The organism is Kurthia gibsonii (genome assembly GCF_006539985.1).
Classification (GTDB): Bacteria; Bacillota; Bacilli; order Bacillales_A; family Planococcaceae; genus Kurthia; species Kurthia gibsonii.
Map to the genome: position 1 here is coordinate 17248 of NZ_BJOB01000027.1, position 16655 is coordinate 33902.

Annotated in this window: 18 protein-coding genes and 1 other annotated feature; of the genes, 6 read left to right on the top strand and 12 right to left on the bottom strand. The window is 36.0% G+C overall.

Going from position 1 to position 16655, the window contains the following annotated elements:
* Positions 1–22: 22 nt before the first annotated feature.
* From KGI01_RS09130 to KGI01_RS09140, 3 genes are all read right to left on the bottom strand, one after another.
* Positions 23–325: a hypothetical protein gene (locus KGI01_RS09130; protein WP_141274436.1), complete on the bottom strand. Its 303-nt coding sequence runs from the start codon at positions 323–325 to the stop codon at positions 23–25.
* A 137-nt stretch (positions 326–462) separates the two neighbouring features.
* Positions 463–1839 (bottom strand): magnesium transporter, encoded by a 1377-nt coding sequence (mgtE, locus tag KGI01_RS09135; protein ID WP_141274437.1) that lies wholly within the window; start codon positions 1837–1839, stop codon positions 463–465.
* A gap of 275 nt (positions 1840–2114) precedes the next feature.
* Positions 2115–2807, bottom strand: a complete 693-nt coding sequence (locus KGI01_RS09140) for a class I SAM-dependent methyltransferase (protein ID WP_141274438.1) — start codon at positions 2805–2807, stop codon at positions 2115–2117.
* Positions 2808–2924: 117 nt separating this feature from the next.
* Between KGI01_RS09140 and KGI01_RS09145 the strand changes: the two genes are divergently transcribed.
* Positions 2925–3449 carry an NUDIX hydrolase gene (locus KGI01_RS09145; protein WP_141274439.1) on the top strand — a complete coding sequence of 175 codons (525 nt, stop codon included), beginning with the start codon at positions 2925–2927 and terminating at the stop codon, positions 3447–3449.
* 39 nt (positions 3450–3488) lie between these two features.
* Here KGI01_RS09145 and KGI01_RS13870 read toward each other — a convergent pair whose 3' ends face one another.
* Genes KGI01_RS13870 through KGI01_RS09165 form a run of 5 tightly spaced genes read right to left on the bottom strand, consistent with a single transcriptional unit; the run spans position 3489 to position 6436 of the window.
* Positions 3489–3638 carry a hypothetical protein gene (locus KGI01_RS13870; protein ID WP_170214767.1) on the bottom strand — a complete coding sequence of 50 codons (150 nt, stop codon included), beginning with the start codon at positions 3636–3638 and terminating at the stop codon, positions 3489–3491.
* A 3-nt stretch (positions 3639–3641) separates the two neighbouring features.
* Complete coding sequence (locus KGI01_RS09150) at positions 3642–4541, bottom strand: RluA family pseudouridine synthase (RefSeq protein WP_141274440.1); 900 nt, start codon at positions 4539–4541, stop codon at positions 3642–3644.
* Between the two features lies 1 nt (position 4542).
* The gene (locus tag KGI01_RS09155; RefSeq protein ID WP_141274449.1) at positions 4543–5349 is read right to left on the bottom strand and encodes an NAD kinase; all 807 of its coding nucleotides are present in this window, start codon (positions 5347–5349) and stop codon (positions 4543–4545) included.
* Positions 5349–6026 carry a GTP diphosphokinase gene (locus KGI01_RS09160; protein WP_141274441.1) on the bottom strand — a complete coding sequence of 226 codons (678 nt, stop codon included), beginning with the start codon at positions 6024–6026 and terminating at the stop codon, positions 5349–5351. Before KGI01_RS09160 ends, KGI01_RS09155 begins: the two co-directional genes overlap by 1 nt.
* A 20-nt stretch (positions 6027–6046) precedes the next feature.
* A complete protein-coding gene (locus KGI01_RS09165) occupies positions 6047–6436 on the bottom strand; it encodes a UPF0738 family protein (protein ID WP_068455389.1) in 390 nt (129 codons plus the stop codon).
* A gap of 104 nt (positions 6437–6540) precedes the next feature.
* On the opposite strand from KGI01_RS09165, the gene KGI01_RS09170 reads away from it, so the two are divergent.
* The 4 genes from KGI01_RS09170 (at position 6541) to KGI01_RS09185 (ending at position 9549) form a co-directional block, all read left to right on the top strand.
* Positions 6541–7131 carry a CYTH domain-containing protein gene (locus KGI01_RS09170; protein WP_141274442.1) on the top strand — a complete coding sequence of 197 codons (591 nt, stop codon included), beginning with the start codon at positions 6541–6543 and terminating at the stop codon, positions 7129–7131.
* A 6-nt stretch (positions 7132–7137) separates the two neighbouring features.
* Positions 7138–7953: a lytic transglycosylase domain-containing protein gene (locus tag KGI01_RS14165; protein ID WP_141274443.1), complete on the top strand. Its 816-nt coding sequence runs from the start codon at positions 7138–7140 to the stop codon at positions 7951–7953.
* A gap of 373 nt (positions 7954–8326) precedes the next feature.
* Complete coding sequence (locus tag KGI01_RS09180) at positions 8327–8731, top strand: globin domain-containing protein (protein ID WP_087682361.1); 405 nt, start codon at positions 8327–8329, stop codon at positions 8729–8731.
* Positions 8728–9549 (top strand): DsbA family protein, encoded by an 822-nt coding sequence (locus tag KGI01_RS09185; protein ID WP_141274444.1) that lies wholly within the window; start codon positions 8728–8730, stop codon positions 9547–9549. The genes KGI01_RS09180 and KGI01_RS09185 overlap by 4 nt, the downstream gene beginning before the upstream one ends.
* Before the next feature lie 915 nt (positions 9550–10464).
* Here KGI01_RS09185 and pepF read toward each other — a convergent pair.
* The 4 genes from pepF to spxA all read right to left on the bottom strand — a co-directional run bounded on the left by pepF (position 10465) and on the right by spxA (position 14871).
* Complete coding sequence (gene pepF, locus KGI01_RS09190) at positions 10465–12279, bottom strand: oligoendopeptidase F (RefSeq protein WP_141274445.1); 1815 nt, start codon at positions 12277–12279, stop codon at positions 10465–10467.
* A 50-nt stretch (positions 12280–12329) separates the two neighbouring features.
* A complete protein-coding gene (locus KGI01_RS09195) occupies positions 12330–13406 on the bottom strand; it encodes a competence protein CoiA (RefSeq protein ID WP_141274446.1) in 1077 nt (358 codons plus the stop codon).
* Between the two features lie 159 nt (positions 13407–13565).
* Positions 13566–14213: an adaptor protein MecA gene (locus KGI01_RS09200; protein WP_141274447.1), complete on the bottom strand. Its 648-nt coding sequence runs from the start codon at positions 14211–14213 to the stop codon at positions 13566–13568.
* A gap of 262 nt (positions 14214–14475) precedes the next feature.
* The gene (gene spxA, locus KGI01_RS09205) at positions 14476–14871 is read right to left on the bottom strand and encodes a transcriptional regulator SpxA (RefSeq protein ID WP_068457536.1); all 396 of its coding nucleotides are present in this window, start codon (positions 14869–14871) and stop codon (positions 14476–14478) included.
* Positions 14872–15218: 347 nt separating this feature from the next.
* Positions 15219–15442, top strand: a binding site (T-box leader).
* A 44-nt stretch (positions 15443–15486) separates the two neighbouring features.
* Here spxA and trpS point away from each other — a divergent pair.
* Positions 15487–16491 carry a tryptophan--tRNA ligase gene (trpS, locus tag KGI01_RS09210; RefSeq protein ID WP_141274448.1) on the top strand — a complete coding sequence of 335 codons (1005 nt, stop codon included), beginning with the start codon at positions 15487–15489 and terminating at the stop codon, positions 16489–16491.
* Positions 16492–16655 lie beyond the last annotated feature (164 nt).

Sequence of the window (16655 nt, forward strand, 5' to 3'; positions counted from 1 at the left end):
TTTTTTCGCATATTCATTTATATTAAGCATAGGTACTCACAATGTGTCCCTTCCCTGTAATTTCAGCAATTGTTTTTCCTTCAGTTTTTTTAATAAGCACAGGTTTCATAGGCGGAAATGGTAATACATCATGTTCACGTTCCGTCTCTCTTTCCGTCTCTTCAAAAATACGAGCCATAGTTCGCTCACGACTTTTTTCAGAACGGGTTTGCTTTCGAACTATCTCTACAGCCATAATTTGTCCATAAGGTTCTGACAAACTAGCTCTTTGAATGTTCGCATATTGTGTAGACTGATACGGTGTAATTGGTAGAATATAGCCCATACCTATCTCCTCCTTCTTACAAACTAATACCCGGTTATTATATTTTTAACACATGAAGAATTAAATTTTTTGTGTTTTCAACCTTTAATATAAAAAAGTGAAGAATCGCAAGCTATTGCGACTCTCCACTTTGTTGATTACATTAATCTATCGATAAATACAGTCGCAATACCTAAATAAATTAAGATGGATGTAATATCATTTAATGTTGTAATAAATGGACCAGAAGCTACTGCTGGGTCAATTTTTAAACGATGCATTAATAACGGAATAATCGAACCTGCTACTGTTGCGACGAAGATTGAACAAGCAATCGCTGTTGCAACTAATAAACCAAGTAGCGCTTCACTTTGCCATAAATAAACGATTAAAAAGGCTACAATCCCACAAACAATTCCCATAATGACACCTGTTAAACCTTCACGCACTAATAACTTCATCTTACTTTCTTCTTCTACATCACCTGTCGCAATACCGCGTACAGCCACCGCTAATGCTTGTGTACCACTATTCCCAGATGTTCCACCGATTAGTGGAATAAATGCCGCAAGTAACGCAACTTTTTCTAATGTGACAGTAAATAAATCAATTAAATTCGCTGTTAACATACCTAATAATAGTAAAATAACAAGCCATGGTAAACGCTTTTTAGCCGCTTGGAATGGATTCGTATCGAATGTATCCATATCCGAAACACCGGCTAGTTTTGAGTAGTCTTCACTCGCCTCTTCATCGATAACGTCGATAATATCATCGACTGTAATAATTCCAAGCATTTCACCTTGTGAATTAATAACGGGAACTGCTAAGAAGTTATAGTCTTTCATTACTTGTGCAACATCTTCTTGGTCATCCGTTACGTTCACACTTACGACACGCTCATTCATAATATCGTGAATGAGTGTATCTTCTGCTGCAATAATTAAATCTCTTAAAGAAATAACGCCTACTAAATGATTAGCATCATCCACAACGTAAATATAGTAGATGGTTTCGGCATCTGGTGCTGCATTACGCAAAATATTCATCGCAGAGCGAACTGTTGAATTCGCTGGAATACTTACATATTCCGTCGTCATAATCGAACCTGCTGTATGTTTTTCGTAGTATAATAAATCGCGAATGTCTTCCGCTGATTTTTGGTCCATTATTTTTAAGAAATGGCTAACACGATCTTGTCCTAGTTCATTTAATACGTCTACCGCGTCATCCGTATACATCTCTGAAATCATCTGAGCTGCATACGTACTTTCCATCTCATCAATGAAAGGTAAGTAGTTTTCATCATCTAACTCTAAAGCCTCGAACACCGTTGACATCTCTTTCGGGGACAAGTATTGATAGATAATCTGCCGTATATCTGGGCCCACCTTCTCATAAAACTGTGCCTGATCATATGGATGCAGCGCTAAATATTCCTCACGAAAAGCATCCGTCTCACCTGTTTGCAACAAGTCACGTAAATGTTCTTCATCGTATTGCACTTCATCTTTTTCCATTTTTTCGTCCATCATGCATGTCCCCTCCTCTAGGGCTCTTGTTATTTGTTTATGAAGAGACATTTAGATTTCGAGGAAGTCTAAATGTATCAGAACCAATCTTCATAAATATGACTTTTTTAAATCACTTACTAATAATAGTGCTTTAAATAGAAAATGTGAACCTTTTTTTCAAACATCCACAACTATCTATACTATCACTGCTCTCTACTACTTCTCAACTGTTAAGCCAATAAAAAAAGAACCTTTACTTTATGTTCACAATAAAATAAGATTTTTCACTCAAATGGTTATCGAATTTTTACATAGTAAGAAGCAGTGATAACATGTGTTTTTTCATAATGATAAAGGAGTGATAAGCCGTACTGCTGGAGTAAGGCTACAACTTCTTCATCTGTAATAGGCACTAACTGCTCGCCAATTGACGCACGAAACTTCTCCCACTCTTTCTCCGTTGCGCCTTTTCGTAACATGCCTACACGCCAAACATCAAGTTGTTGTTCAAAATCTGCACGACCAATCTTCCCATTTATACTCGATAAGAAGAGTGTACCCCCTACTTTTAAACGCGCGGAAATCGCTTGAATCAATTGGCGTTTTTCATCGTCTGTCTGTAAAAAATGGAGAACGAGATGACAGGTGATAAGATCGACTGCATCCACCTCTACTTCATGGAAAGGTTTTGCAATGTGCTGAATATCTGCTTCTTTCCCTTCTTGTATTAGACGATATTTCGCAAGTTCAAACATTTTTTCTGATGGATCAATTGCGAAATAACGTGCTTTCGGTAAAACATCAATGAGTGTACTCAGTTCCTGTCCTCCACCAGCACCTACAATAGCGACGGAATGAACTTCTCGGCAATCGGTTACAACAATATCTTGCATCACTTCAAAAATCGATGCATAGTTTAAAATACGTTTTCGAATTGTTTCGTTGTATTGCATTGCTTTGTCATGTTCCCACTGGAATGGATTCCCCATATATGCCAACTCCTTTTCTTATGAAAATTACCGTGAAACCTCTATACTACATATTATACCCTTTTCATTATTGTAATCATTTCAAAATAGAAGTGCGAATACGAGAGGTGGCACATCATGGAAGAATTTTTTGATATTTATAATCGAGATCGTATAAAGCAGCACCGACAAGTAAGACGCGGTGACCCACTTCCACCGGAAGATTTACACATAGTCATTCATGTCTGTATTTTTAACGAACGTGGTGAATTACTTATTCAACAACGACATAAAACTAAGAATAGTTGGCCTAATTTGTATGATGTAAGTTGCGGTGGCGCAGCACTTGTAGGCGAAACAAGTCAACAAGCAGCAGCGCGTGAATTGTATGAGGAGCTTGGTATTATGTATGATTTTTCAGAGATACGTCCTCAATTAACGATGAACTTCACACGTGGTTTTGATGATTACTATATTATTGAATCATCTGTAGATGTTCATACATTACAACTACAAGAAGATGAAGTACAAGAAGCGCATTTTGCGACAAAAGAGGAAGTATTACAATTGCTACGAACAGAACAATTTGTACCTTATTTTGAAAGCTTTATTCACTTATTATTTGAAGCCAAAACAGCTTACGGTTCTGTTAAAAATCAATAAAAAAAGAGATGCGGAGAAAATTCCTCTGCTTCTCTTTGGTTACTTCAAAATCGAAAAGATTAAGTCACCTTTGGATTCTGGTTCATAGCTATTCTTTTCAGATTCAGCAGCTGTCTTGTTTTGTGCGATGAAGAAAGCAACACCAACAAGACATAAACTAACAATTAGTAAACTTATTTTCTTTTTCATCATTTACTCTCCTTTTAGTTGAGCAATTTCAGCTGGTAATGCAGCTTCAAATATAATCGGCTCGTTCGTAACCGGATGCGCAAGTGATACATAGACACAATGCAGCGCCTGACGCGATAAAAAGACTGTGCTTCCACCATATAATTCATCCCCAACAAGTGGATGACCGATCGATGCCATATGGACACGAATTTGATGTGTACGTCCTGTATAAAGTTTTAATCGAACGTGCGTCATTGGCTGTCCCTCTTTTGTGAATCGTTTTAGAACAGTATAGGCCGTATGTGCGTATTGACCATGCTCTGAAACTGTACGTTCCACCATACTCGCCTCTTTTCGAGCAATCGGTGCAATAATTTCGGCCTGATTTTGCTCGACATGTCCTTCCACAATCGCTTCATATTCACGATGAATCTCATGCTTTTTTTGACGTTCAGATAGAATGTAATGAATGTAGCTATGCTTTGCAACACACATTAATCCTGAAGTATCACGGTCTAAACGGTTTACAATATGTACTGTTGACGCAATGTTCTTCTTCTGAAAATAATGCACTAAACGACTTGCGACACTATCCTCCTGATGTAAATAAGAAGGGATGGTCGCAAGTCCCTCTGGCTTATTTAAGACGATAATTTCTGCATCTTCATACACAATATCGAGTGACTTTGAACTCGGTTGAATATGTTCACTCGGCTGTTCTAACGGAAAATAAATCGTCACGAGGTCGCCTACCGATAGCATATGTCGCACTGTCTTTTCTTCGTTATTGACAAGTAATTGTCCACCGCGATGTTTAATCGCTGTTAATCCTTTTTTAGAAATTCCAAAAGAAGAAAGAGCCTCGCGTAGAAGCTCTTCTTTTGTTGCTTGAAATTGAATCGAATATCGTTGTTCTGTCATATTAATCCTTTAAATCGCTGTCGATGAATGAATCATGTACACGTTGCCAGAATGGGAATGCTTTAAATCGAGCAAAACGTACTTTTTCTTCTGCGACACGATATTGTATTGATTTTACATTTTTGTGTAGTAATTGTACGTGGTCTACCGTTACCATAAAGTCTTCCGCCTGAACGGGCTTTAAAACACATGTATGATGTGCCGGTAAAATAAGCGATGAACCAACTGTACGGAATACACGATTGTTAATGGAAGCCATCTCTGTAATTTGGAAACCTTCTAATGATGGGTGTAAAATGGCACCGCCTAACGCCTTGTTATACGCTGTACTACCCGATGGCGTTGATACACAAAGACCATCTCCGCGGAAACGTTCGAAACGTCGCTCATTTAATTCGACGTCCATCACAAGTGTGACTTCAGGTGATTTAACCGTCGATTCATTCAGCGCAAGGTATGTAAAATTCTCGTCTGAATTTTGATAGTTAATCGTCACTTCAAGAAGCGGATATTCAATCGCACGAAACTCCTTTTTCGAAATCGCAATGACTAGCTTTTCTAATTCTTCTGGTTGCCAATCTGCATAAAAACCTAAATGACCTGTATGAATACCTACAAAAGCAACTTCAGATAACATATGTGTGTAACGATGGAATGCATGAAGTAATGTCCCATCTCCACCAATTGATAACACAATATCCGGCTTTTCTTCATTTAATTCTAAACCAAAATCAGTTAAATGCGTAATCGCTCGCTCTGCTAGTTCGTTTGATGTTTGGTCGTTTCTAGATTGAATAGCGAATCTCATCATGACGATTGATCCCCCTTCTCCTCATCAGATTCTACGTTCGGCTTCGTTAACTCTTTATACTCTGTAAAATATTGCTGTGCTTCATGAATTTCATTTCGAATGAGCGACATTTCTTCATCTAAACGAAATGCTGCTTCTGCTGCAAACTGCAAGCGCTTCATAATTTCCTCAGGAAATTCACCTTTATATTTATAATTTAATGAATGCTCAATTGATGCCCAAAAGTTCATCGCCAATGTACGAATTTGAATTTCAGCTAAAATTTTCATTTCGCCTTTAATTGTTGCAACAGGATATTCAATAATTACATGGTAAGAACGATATCCACTTGTTTTTACATTAGTAATGTAATCTTTTTCTTCTATAATCTTTAAATCGTTTCGCTGGCGAAGTAGCTCAATGACCGTATGAATATCATCGACAAACTGACACATGATGCGAACACCTGCGATATCTTGTAGTTCATGCGCTAATTTTGTAGATGGCTCAAAAACAAGTCCTTTTTCTAACGTTTTATCGTAAATACTTGCGAGTGGCTTCACACGTCCTGTCACAAACTCGATTGGTGACGTTTGATTCGTCTTTTGAAATTGTGTACGAATGCCTTTTAGTTTAATTTTTAATTCGTCTACGGCTTGTTTATAGGGCTGCAAAAATCGATCCCATTGTCCCATGACAAGACCCCCTTAACGTCTTAGGCTTCTGCTAAAATTGCTGAGAATGCTTCTTCAACAGCTGTGACAAAAGCTTCTCCATAATTTGAATTTCCTTCTATATTAAATAACAATGCTTGCAATTCTTCAAACATTCCTGTTAGTGTGATGGCTTCTTCTCCAATGACAACAGCTGGATCTTGTTCTTGTTGAATCATTTGGACTAATGCATCCCACGAAGATTGTTGAAATACGAAATAACTAAATGCATCATTCTCATCAATGACATAAATAAAAGCCATCTCATCTGAATCTGTAATGACGCGATTCGCTGGCTGCCACTGTCCTTCTGGGGCAGTTGTTAATGTGAACTGAATAGCTCCTTCATTATTTGAGCCTTCATGAATTAAATACGTTTTTCTCACTGTCATCTTCCCTTCCGATTATCTCTCGTATATTTTATCATAAGACAGTAGTATTATTACAGTAACATTCCGTTTTTCGTAGACAACTGATTTGAAAGGATGATTCCACTATGTCGCAAGAATTAGAAATTGAATTTAAAAATTTACTTACACCATCTGAATTTGAACAATTAATCGCACATTTCCATGTAGAACCAGAAGCTTTTCACTTACAACACAATCATTATTTTGATACAAAAGAGCAAGCACTTCGCCACTTAAAATCCGGACTTCGCATTCGTCAAACACCGACGAAAAATGAAGTAACATTAAAAGAACCAACGAATGGTATCGCACTAACTGAAACGACTGATTCTCTCACATTAGATGAAGCAGAGGCCATTTTACAAGGAACTCAAGATTTCCCTGAAGGTGACGTAAAAAACAGGCTACAATCTCTACATATTGACAGCAAAGAACTACAAAAAATTGGTACACTTTCAACGAATCGTGCCGAAATAAAATATAAAGGCGGTTTATTAGTATTTGATTATTCACAGTATGCCGACCAAGAGGACTACGAGTTAGAATATGAAGTACAGGACGAAGTAAGTGGTCGATTCATATTCCAAGAACTATTACAATCACTTCACGTTCCAGTTCGCCCAGCAAAAAAGAAGCTTGCACGATTCATGCAAGCTATTCAAAATAAAAAGGAGTAAGGTCACATGGATATATCTGCTTTACAGCAAATGGTTCAATTACAAGCACTTTCTCAAATGACATCTGGTAATCAAGAAAATTCAAGTTCTTCACCTGCTACAGGAGATGCTTCTTTCCAATCATTATTTAATCAAGCTTTAAGCGGTCAAACACAGAATAGTTCGGCGACACCTAACTTAACGCAATCACTTGGCTTAACAAATGGGTTGAATTCATTAAGTCAAAATAACACATCAGCTATGGCAGCGATGTTAATTAGTTCACTGAGCGCTTCACTTGCGTCTAATTTACTTGGTGGTACATCAGGCGTATCAAATAATGTGGGAACGAATCCTGCTAATATGTATCAACAATATGTAAATACTTATCAAACGAATGCAGCGAAAACCGATACAATCGCACCAACATCAAGTAACTCACCTAAGACGAAGTATGATGCCATCATCAAGAAAGCTTCTGAAACTTATGGCATTCCTGAAAAGATGATTAAAGCAGTTATTAAACAAGAATCAGACTTTAATCCGACTATTAAAAGTTACGCTGGTGCAGCTGGTTTAATGCAGTTAATGCCTGCAACTGCAGCTCATGTAGGTGTAACGGATGTTTATAACCCTGAGCAAAATATCATGGGCGGTACGAAATATTTACGCATGATGCTCGATAAATTCGGTGGCGATTATAAAATGATGCTTGCCGCATATAACGCAGGACCTGGAAATGTCATGAAGTATAAGGGCATCCCACCATTTAACGAAACTCAGAATTATGTAAAAAAAGTGATGAATAGCTACCAAGCATCATATTGCATTGAAACAAATTAAGAGGCATGCCAAAAATGGCTTGTCTCTTTTAATATGAATGACCTTTTATCTCTACAAAATACTTTATTTACTTATGATCTATTTGTTTTATACTATGTAAGTATTGTTTTTTCAAACACATTTTTTCTTTTTACATACTTTGTCTTATTACCGGGACCAACATCAAATTCATCTTATTACATTAGTCACAAAATACTATTTTACATTCTATTAAAAGAGTATTAATGACTGAAAAGTATATCTTTTTCGTTCTTTTTTCACATAGTTCTAACGAAACCACTTCCCTTTTTTCATATTTCAGAAACCATTTGTTTGAGAAATTTGAAGTCAGTTGATATGATAGATATACAGTTCAAGTAAAGGAGTATGATTCATGATTCAAAGACCGATTATTCCTTACGAGGAGATTGGAGCGGAGACTTTAGATAAGATGTTGCATATTTTTTATGCTAAAGTTGCGCAAAATCCAATTTTAAAACCAATTTTTCCAGATGATTTTACCGAGACTACTCGCAAACAAATACAATTCCAAACACAATATTTAGGTGGCCCAAATATATATACTGAAGAACATGGACATCCCATGTTAAAAGCACGCCATATGCCGTTCAAAATCACACCTGCACGCGCTCAAGCGTGGTTAGAGTGTATGTCTGAAGCAATGGACGAAGTAGGTTTAGAGGGTAAATTTAGAGAAGTTTATTATAAACGCCTTGTTTTAACAGCCCACCATATGATTAATGCACCTGATGAAGATGAGGAGGTAATGGAGGAGTGACTCATTTACAATTAGTGACGGACCCTGTCTCACCACCGGCATCCTACAGTAAGCCAATCGAGTTATATGTATTTATTGATTTACTTCAGTCGAAAAGCAGAGACTTACATGCGATTATTCGTAAATTACAAGTAAACTACGGTCATTACTTTTCAATTCGTTTTATTTTAAGTACTGAGCTGTCTTCATTAAATGTTGCTTGTCATCGTATTAATAACTGCACAAGCCACGAAGAACTTGTTGATTTATCACATCCTGTATTACCTTCAATTGCTGTAAAAGCAGCTGAATTGCAAGGTAAAAAAGTAGGGCACCGTTTTTTAATGAAACTCTTTGAATATCAGATTACGGAAGAAAAAAATATTCGTTCATGCAATACCTTAACGGAAATTGCTAAAGCCGTTTCATTAGATGTTGAAGAATTTGAAGCAGACTTCCGCTCGCTAGAAGCAGCGCGTTCATTCCAAAGTGATTTATGTATTACACATGAGATGGATGTACAGGAAGTACCAAGCTTTGTATTTTTCAATGGCAATATTGAAGATGAAGGACTAAAAGTTTCTGGAACCTATTCTTATGAAATTTACGAACAAATTTTATCGGAATTACTCGAAGAAGAACTAGTGCAAGCACCACCACCACCATTAGAAGAATTATTTAAAAAATTCCACGTATTATCGGCTGAAGAAGTGGCAAGTTTTTATGACATTTCAGAAAATGCAGCTGATCGTGAATTAAAAAAACGATTACTTCAACAAAAGATTGAACGCATTCATTGTAAACATCATTCGCTATTCCGCTTAAAAACTGCATACTAATCATCATAAAAAGAACTTTGACGTATCAAAATGTCAAAGTTCTTTTTTGTTTGTCAAAAATATTCATGTTGATAAAAAGGAACGCTCCTATGAACACTTTTTATTTTCGCTCTATTTTAGTAGATTAAGGTAAATATTCTTTTTAGCCATGTGTTTCATAACAGTTTCTATTCTTCAAAAACGAATATATTAATTTATAAAACGTTTTCAAATGATTACCGTTAAGATTTGGACGTTTTTTATTTTCATATCTATACTTATCGTTCGCATCTATATAAAACTGTATTACTCCACTCAATTCTGTACTATTTTATTTTTCTAAAAAAAATAATACAGATAACAACGCATCTAATTAAGTGATTGATTAAATGTTTTATTATCTGTATTTGTTATTAATAAATAAATGAAATTTCCTTTAGGGAATTTTTGTCATCTATAAAAATTACAAAAAAAATAAAATGAGCGACTCTACGAGAGCGCTCATTTTCACAAAGGGGATGGGAGAAATGTTCACGTTCAAACAAAGGGGTGTATGTTTGTTTGTGATTTATTTCACACTAGTTACTTTATCACTTATATCCTTATATAGCAATGGTTTTATTTTATTTTCACATTTTAGACACATTGAAAGCGATACCAAAATTACACTTGTAAAAACCGATAAAATCCGACAAAATAAAATTCTTTTTTATTTCATAAATACCAAAATAAGTATTTTTATTTTCTATGAAATTTATCATATCTTCGTTTCCTTTTAGATAAAAATTTAGCATGTTCTATTTAGAGTATATTTCATTCTACTTTCTTCTTCTGTGTCTATGTATTTTTAAGACTGTATTATTCAAACTTCTTTGTTTTTTGAATACATATCAAAAAAGTTGGTTCCACTTTATTGTGAAACCAACTGATCAGACATTATTTTTCTAAAAGTAATGCTTCTAATTTTTCTAAGTTACGTTCGAATTGATTGAAGGCTAATTGAATTGGGTCAGCAGATTCCATATCTACACCTGCTGCGCGTAATACGTTAATTGGTGTATCTGAGCAACCCGCTTTTAAGAAGTTGTTTGTATAACGCTCAACTGCTGGTTGACCTTCATTTAGAATTTGTGTACTTAATGCAATCGCGGCCGATTTACCAGTCGCATATTGATATACATAATAATTGTAGTAGAAGTGAGGGATACGTGCCCACTCTAATGCAATCTCCTCATCGCTAATCATATCTTCACCGAAGTAGAATTTATTCAGTTTATGATATTTTTCAGATAGCGCATCTGCTGTTAGTGGTTCACCGTTACGGTCCATCTCATGAATTAAGTGTTCAAACTCTGCAAACATCGTTTGACGAATGATTGTGCCGCGGAATGAATCTAACCAGTGATTTAAAATATAGATCTTTAATTTCTCATCTTCTACGTTTTTCAGTAAATAATCTGTTAATAACTCTTCATTACACGTGGAAGCAACTTCTGCCACGAAGATTGAATAATCCCCATACACAGCTGGTTGGTTGTTACGTGTGTAGTAACTATGAACAGAGTGACCAAATTCATGCACTAACGTATATAAATTATCTAAATTATTTTGCCAGTTCATTAAAATATACGGATTCGTTCCATATGAACCTGAAGAATAAGCTCCACTACGCTTCCCTTTGTTCTCTACAACGTCTACCCAGCGATTCTCAAGTGCTTCTTTAACAATCCCTACATATTCATCGCCCATTGCTTCAAAGCTGTTTAACATATACTCTGTTGCTTTTTCGTATGGCATCTCCATCTTTGTCTCTTTTACAAGTGGTGTATAAACGTCCCACATATGCAGTTCATCGACACCAAGTACTTCTTTACGTAATTTTAAATAACGGTGCATTAAATGAATATTTTTATGTACCGTCTCGATTAGTTGATCGTATACTTTTTCTGGAATATGATTATTCGACATAGCTGCTTGACGAGCTGAATCGTATTTACGGATACGAGCAGATACCGTATGCGCTTTGACATTCCCTGCAAGTGTTGAAGCGAATGTATTTTTGAATTTACCGAATGTCTCGTACATCGCCTTAAATCCTGCTTCACGTACAGAACGATCCGCACTCTCTAAAAAGTGTACATAGTTACCATGTGTTAACTGCACATCATGACCATTCTCATCTTTAATGACTGGGAACTCTAAATCAGCATTATTTAACATACCGAATGTATTAGAAGATGATTGTGTCACTTCACCCATTTGCGCTAAAATCGCTTCTTGCTCTGCTGGTAAGACATGTGCACGCTGTTCATTAATTTCGTCTAACTCTTGTTTATATAAGCGTAATGCTTCGTTATTCGCTAAGTAGTCTGCGATTTGTTCTTCTGATAATGAAAGAATTTCTGGTGTTAAGAATGAAAGTGCTGTTACTGCTTTCGCTACTAATGAGCTACAGCGACTATCTAGCGCTTGGAATTCACTATTTGTTGTATCTTGATCTGCACGCATATGCGAGTACGCATTTAATTTACCTAAACGTGTATATACTTCATCACGATATTGAAGAACAGCTAACATTGCTTCAGCACCGTCTTTTAATGTACCTTGAAATGCAGGTGCTTGTTTTAATAAGTTTTCTACCTCTGCATATTCCGTATTCCAATCTTCTACTGTCGCAAAAATATCCTCTAAACGCCATGTTAATTCTTCTGGTACTTCATGACGTAATGGCATTTTTTTCACTTCTGTCATCTGCGTAACCCCCTACTTTATAATTAGTTTATTTGTTCTTTTCTATTTTCTCAATTATCAAACTTTAATGCAACATATTGGTGATAAATTTCTTCGGAAATCGAACTAATTTCTAAATCTTGCCATGATAAGTTAGGATTTTCACGTTGAACGAAGTCAATATACGTCCTAATTGCTCGTTCAGGAATATGCCATGTACGATTATGATGATACAATTGCGATGATAAATCTTGTGTCACTCCTGAGCGGATGAAGCAAATCAGTGCTAATTGCCATTCAACAGGATGAACAGATAATTGGACGCTACTTGGGATACCAATCCAATTCGGCAGTGCTTGCAACATAATTTTATGCTCGTAACATAGCTTAAAAAAGGAATCTTGAATACCACGACGGTTAAACCGTAAGCGATTTACTAAATATCGCTCACGTTCTTGCAACCACTGTTCTGCTATTTTTTCTTGTTCAAACGGAATCACTAACTCCAGCGGAAAAGGTTGATGGTGTATGGGTGTTCTTTTCGCTGTGGCGAGATAGCGACGACCTGCGATATGAATCAGATGGTCATACATTTGAAACTGTTCTCTTTCAACATCAAATGTAAGAAGCTGTCGATTTAATATAAACTGTTGGTAAAAAGGAGCTAATTGAACACACTGAACCCCTTCATAAAAAGATGGCTTCGCTTTGACAATCCAGAGCGGTTCAATTCCTAGTTGTTGATAACCTTTATTCCTTTTTGTAAGACGTTTGGGTGTTAAAGCACTACATTGAAATTCAACAGCTATGTATTTATCTTGTTGTTGAATTAATAAATCCGGGCGTTGCTGAATCGCTTTTAGATAAGGTTCCACTAATACCAGAATATGTTGAAACTGTAACCAATGATATAATGCATACTTCCCCTGTAAATGAAGTGACGATTCTCCTTCTGAAAAAACCTGACAATGTTCATTTTTTCGATGTGCAAAATGAGGAATCATGACTTGCCCAATTTTTAAAATCAATTGTTCATGACACGCTGGACAATAAAAATGTTGTGTTTGACGTATTTCAAGCAAACGCTCTTTTGATAATTCATGCGTTAAATAAACCATCTCCTGTTTTTCCGTTAATGCACTCAGCAATACATGACCCCCTTATTGTGATTTTACTCACTATAAAAGAAATATTCCTCTTACTCAACTGTTAAAAAAGGGTGATTTTTAAAAAACAATAGACTAAATCTAACGCAAAAAAAGAACTTCACCATATAAAATGATGAAGCTCTCTAATTTTATTTATTTTTAAAAATGTTCGCGTGTAATGGCGAAACAATCGCCTTCCATAATCGCTTTTCCGTATTCACGTAGTACGTGAATTGTCTGATTTGAAAGTTTTGCATACTCTAAAATCGGACTTAGGAAATCTTGTTGTAATTCAACATCTACCACTCGTGTGAAGTCAATGTACAAGTAATATCGACCTTCATATACATATAACTCATTCACTTCATCAAAACCACTTGGCATTGATTTTGCTAGCGGAATCAAATCATCAAAGCTTTCTAATTCAAAAACAGCGTCCTCTAACAATTGGAAGGTATCTGTTTCAAAATCTTGTGCATTGGTTGTGAATGGATCGGATTCAAACATATTTGCAAACTGACTTCCCTTGTTTTGTACATCTAACATACCTTCATTAAATAATTCATGTGGTGCATTTACAACTGTCACTGTTAATTCAAGACCGACTTCTTTCGCGACTACTTGAATCCAGAGTGGACCGTTCACTTCAAATTGATCATCGTCAATTTCATCCATCATGACCCAGAATAGTTCTTCGCCTTTATCTCGATTAAACCAAATTTCATCTTTTGTAAAGCCACGTTCTTCTATATCTTTATATGAAATCACAAGTTTTAGAGTATTGTCATTAATGCGTTCTATATCCATACTAAACAACTCCCTTCAGTTAGTTACGACTTACTGCAAATTGCTTACGTGAATAACTAACTCTACTACTTCTATTGTAAGTGTTCAACAGAAAAAAAGAAAAGAAAAAGATTCTATTAGCTATTGTATATGAATTGTAGAAAAGTCTCACATGAAATGCAATCGTTTTGACTTGATTTTTATATTTTAGTACGTCTTTCTAAAATGACGCACTTTAACATAAAAAAACTAGCGTACAATGTATTCATTGTACGCTAGTTTGCTAATTTACCATGCGCTGTGCTTCTTGAAGTTGATAAGCACGTACTTTACGTGGTAAGAAACGACGAATTTCATCTTCGTTATAACCTACTTGCAAGCGCTTTTCATCTAAAATAATCGGACGACGTAATAAACCTGGGTTATCTTGAATTAATTCATATAACTTTTGTAGAGGTAGTGTTTCTACATCCACTTTTAATTTTTGGAAAGTTTTAGAACGTGTCGAGATGATTTCATCTGTCCCATCTTCTGTCATACGTAAAATTTCTTTGATTTCAGAGATTGTTAGTGGTTCCGCAAAAATATTACGTTCTTTATATGCAATATCATGTTCCTCTAACCAAGCCTTTGCCTTACGACAAGAAGTACAGCTCGGAGATGTAAATAGTGTTACCATCATATCTAGCACATCCTTTCAAATGTATAGAGCTAAACAATTGTTATTTTTAAATTAGAATAAATCTAATAAAGAAGTATAAACTTATTATACAATACAATCATTCGTTTGAATATAGTTTTTTAAAAATTTTACAATACGTACATATTGTATCTACTAACACTTTTTTGTCTATATCTAGTTTTCACTACATATATTTATTCCCTTATTCCATAGACATAAACCTAGTTTTCAAAATCTTTTTTCTCATTTAGCATACAACGACTGAAAATAAAAACCGAAAATACGTTCACCCCTTGACACGCTTGCATTTACAGAATGTTTATCATATAATCAAACCAATGAAATAGTAGGCGAAGATGAAGAGTAGTATATCAAGTTTTGTATATTCAGAGAATCTGTGGTTGGTGAGAACAGATGATACACTTGGTCGAATGGACTTCGGAGCCAGCTTTGTGAACAGACAAAAAGTAGCTTAGCTCGCATTACCTCACGTTACGAGGTGGAGTGGTCATATTTTTATGACAAGCTTGGGTGGTACCGCGGATTCAAAACATCATTCGTCCCTATTTTTAGGGAGGCATGATGTTTTTTTATTTGAAGGAGGAAGAAAAAATGAAAAAAAGAATTTTTTCAGGCGTTCAGCCAACAGGCGTCATTACACTCGGAAACTATATCGGTGCATTTCGTCAATTCGTAGAGGTACAAGATGAATATGATAGCATCTTCTGTATCGTTGATCAACATGCGATTACAATGCCACAAGATCCAAAAGAGTTGCATGAAAATATCCGTAAACTTGCAGCGACTTACTTAGCAGCTGGAATTGACCCAAACAAATCAACTCTATTCATTCAATCTGAAGTACCAGCACATGCACAAGCTGGATGGATGTTACAATGTATCGCTTCAATTGGTGAATTAGAGCGCATGACACAATTTAAAGATAAATCATCAAAAGAAAATGTATCGGTATCGGCTGGTCTTTTAACATATCCACCGCTAATGGCTGGTGACATTCTTCTATATAATACACACCTAGTTCCTGTAGGTGATGACCAAAAACAACATATCGAATTAACACGCGATTTAGCAGAGCGCTTCAATAAACGTTTTGGTAAAACATTCGTTGTACCAGATATTCAATTACCGAAGAACGGTGCGCGCATTAAATCCCTACAAGACCCTACGAAGAAGATGAGTAAATCAGATGCGAATGCAAAAGCAACCATTCGTATTTTAGATGAGCCAAAACAAATCGAGAAGAAAATCAAATCGGCTGTGACGGATTCAGAAGGTGTTGTACGTTTTGATGTTGAAAACAAACCAGGCGTATCAAACTTACTCATTATTGAATCATCACTTACAGGTAAAACAGTTGATGAAGTTGTAGCGAAGTATGAAGGTAAAGGATATGGTGACTTTAAAGCAGGTGTTGCAGAGGCTGTAATCAATCATTTAGCACCAATTCAAACGCGCTATAAAGAATTAATCGATTCACCTGAATTAGACCGCATCTTAGATGAAGGTCGCGATAAAGCAAATGCGATTGCTTCAGCAACAATTGATCGTATGGAAGCAGCGATGGGCTTAGGTCGTAAAGTGAAGAAGAAAAAATAATACGCTATAAAAGACATCATCTCATATGAGCATAAGAAAAACTGGAATCGCGCTGTGGTGCGGTTCCAGTTTTTTGTTGCGAACGCCAATAAAAGGAGGAAAGGGGTTGTACTTCTTTTTTGTTGCGAACGCCAATAAAAGGAGGAAAGGGGTTGTACTTCTTT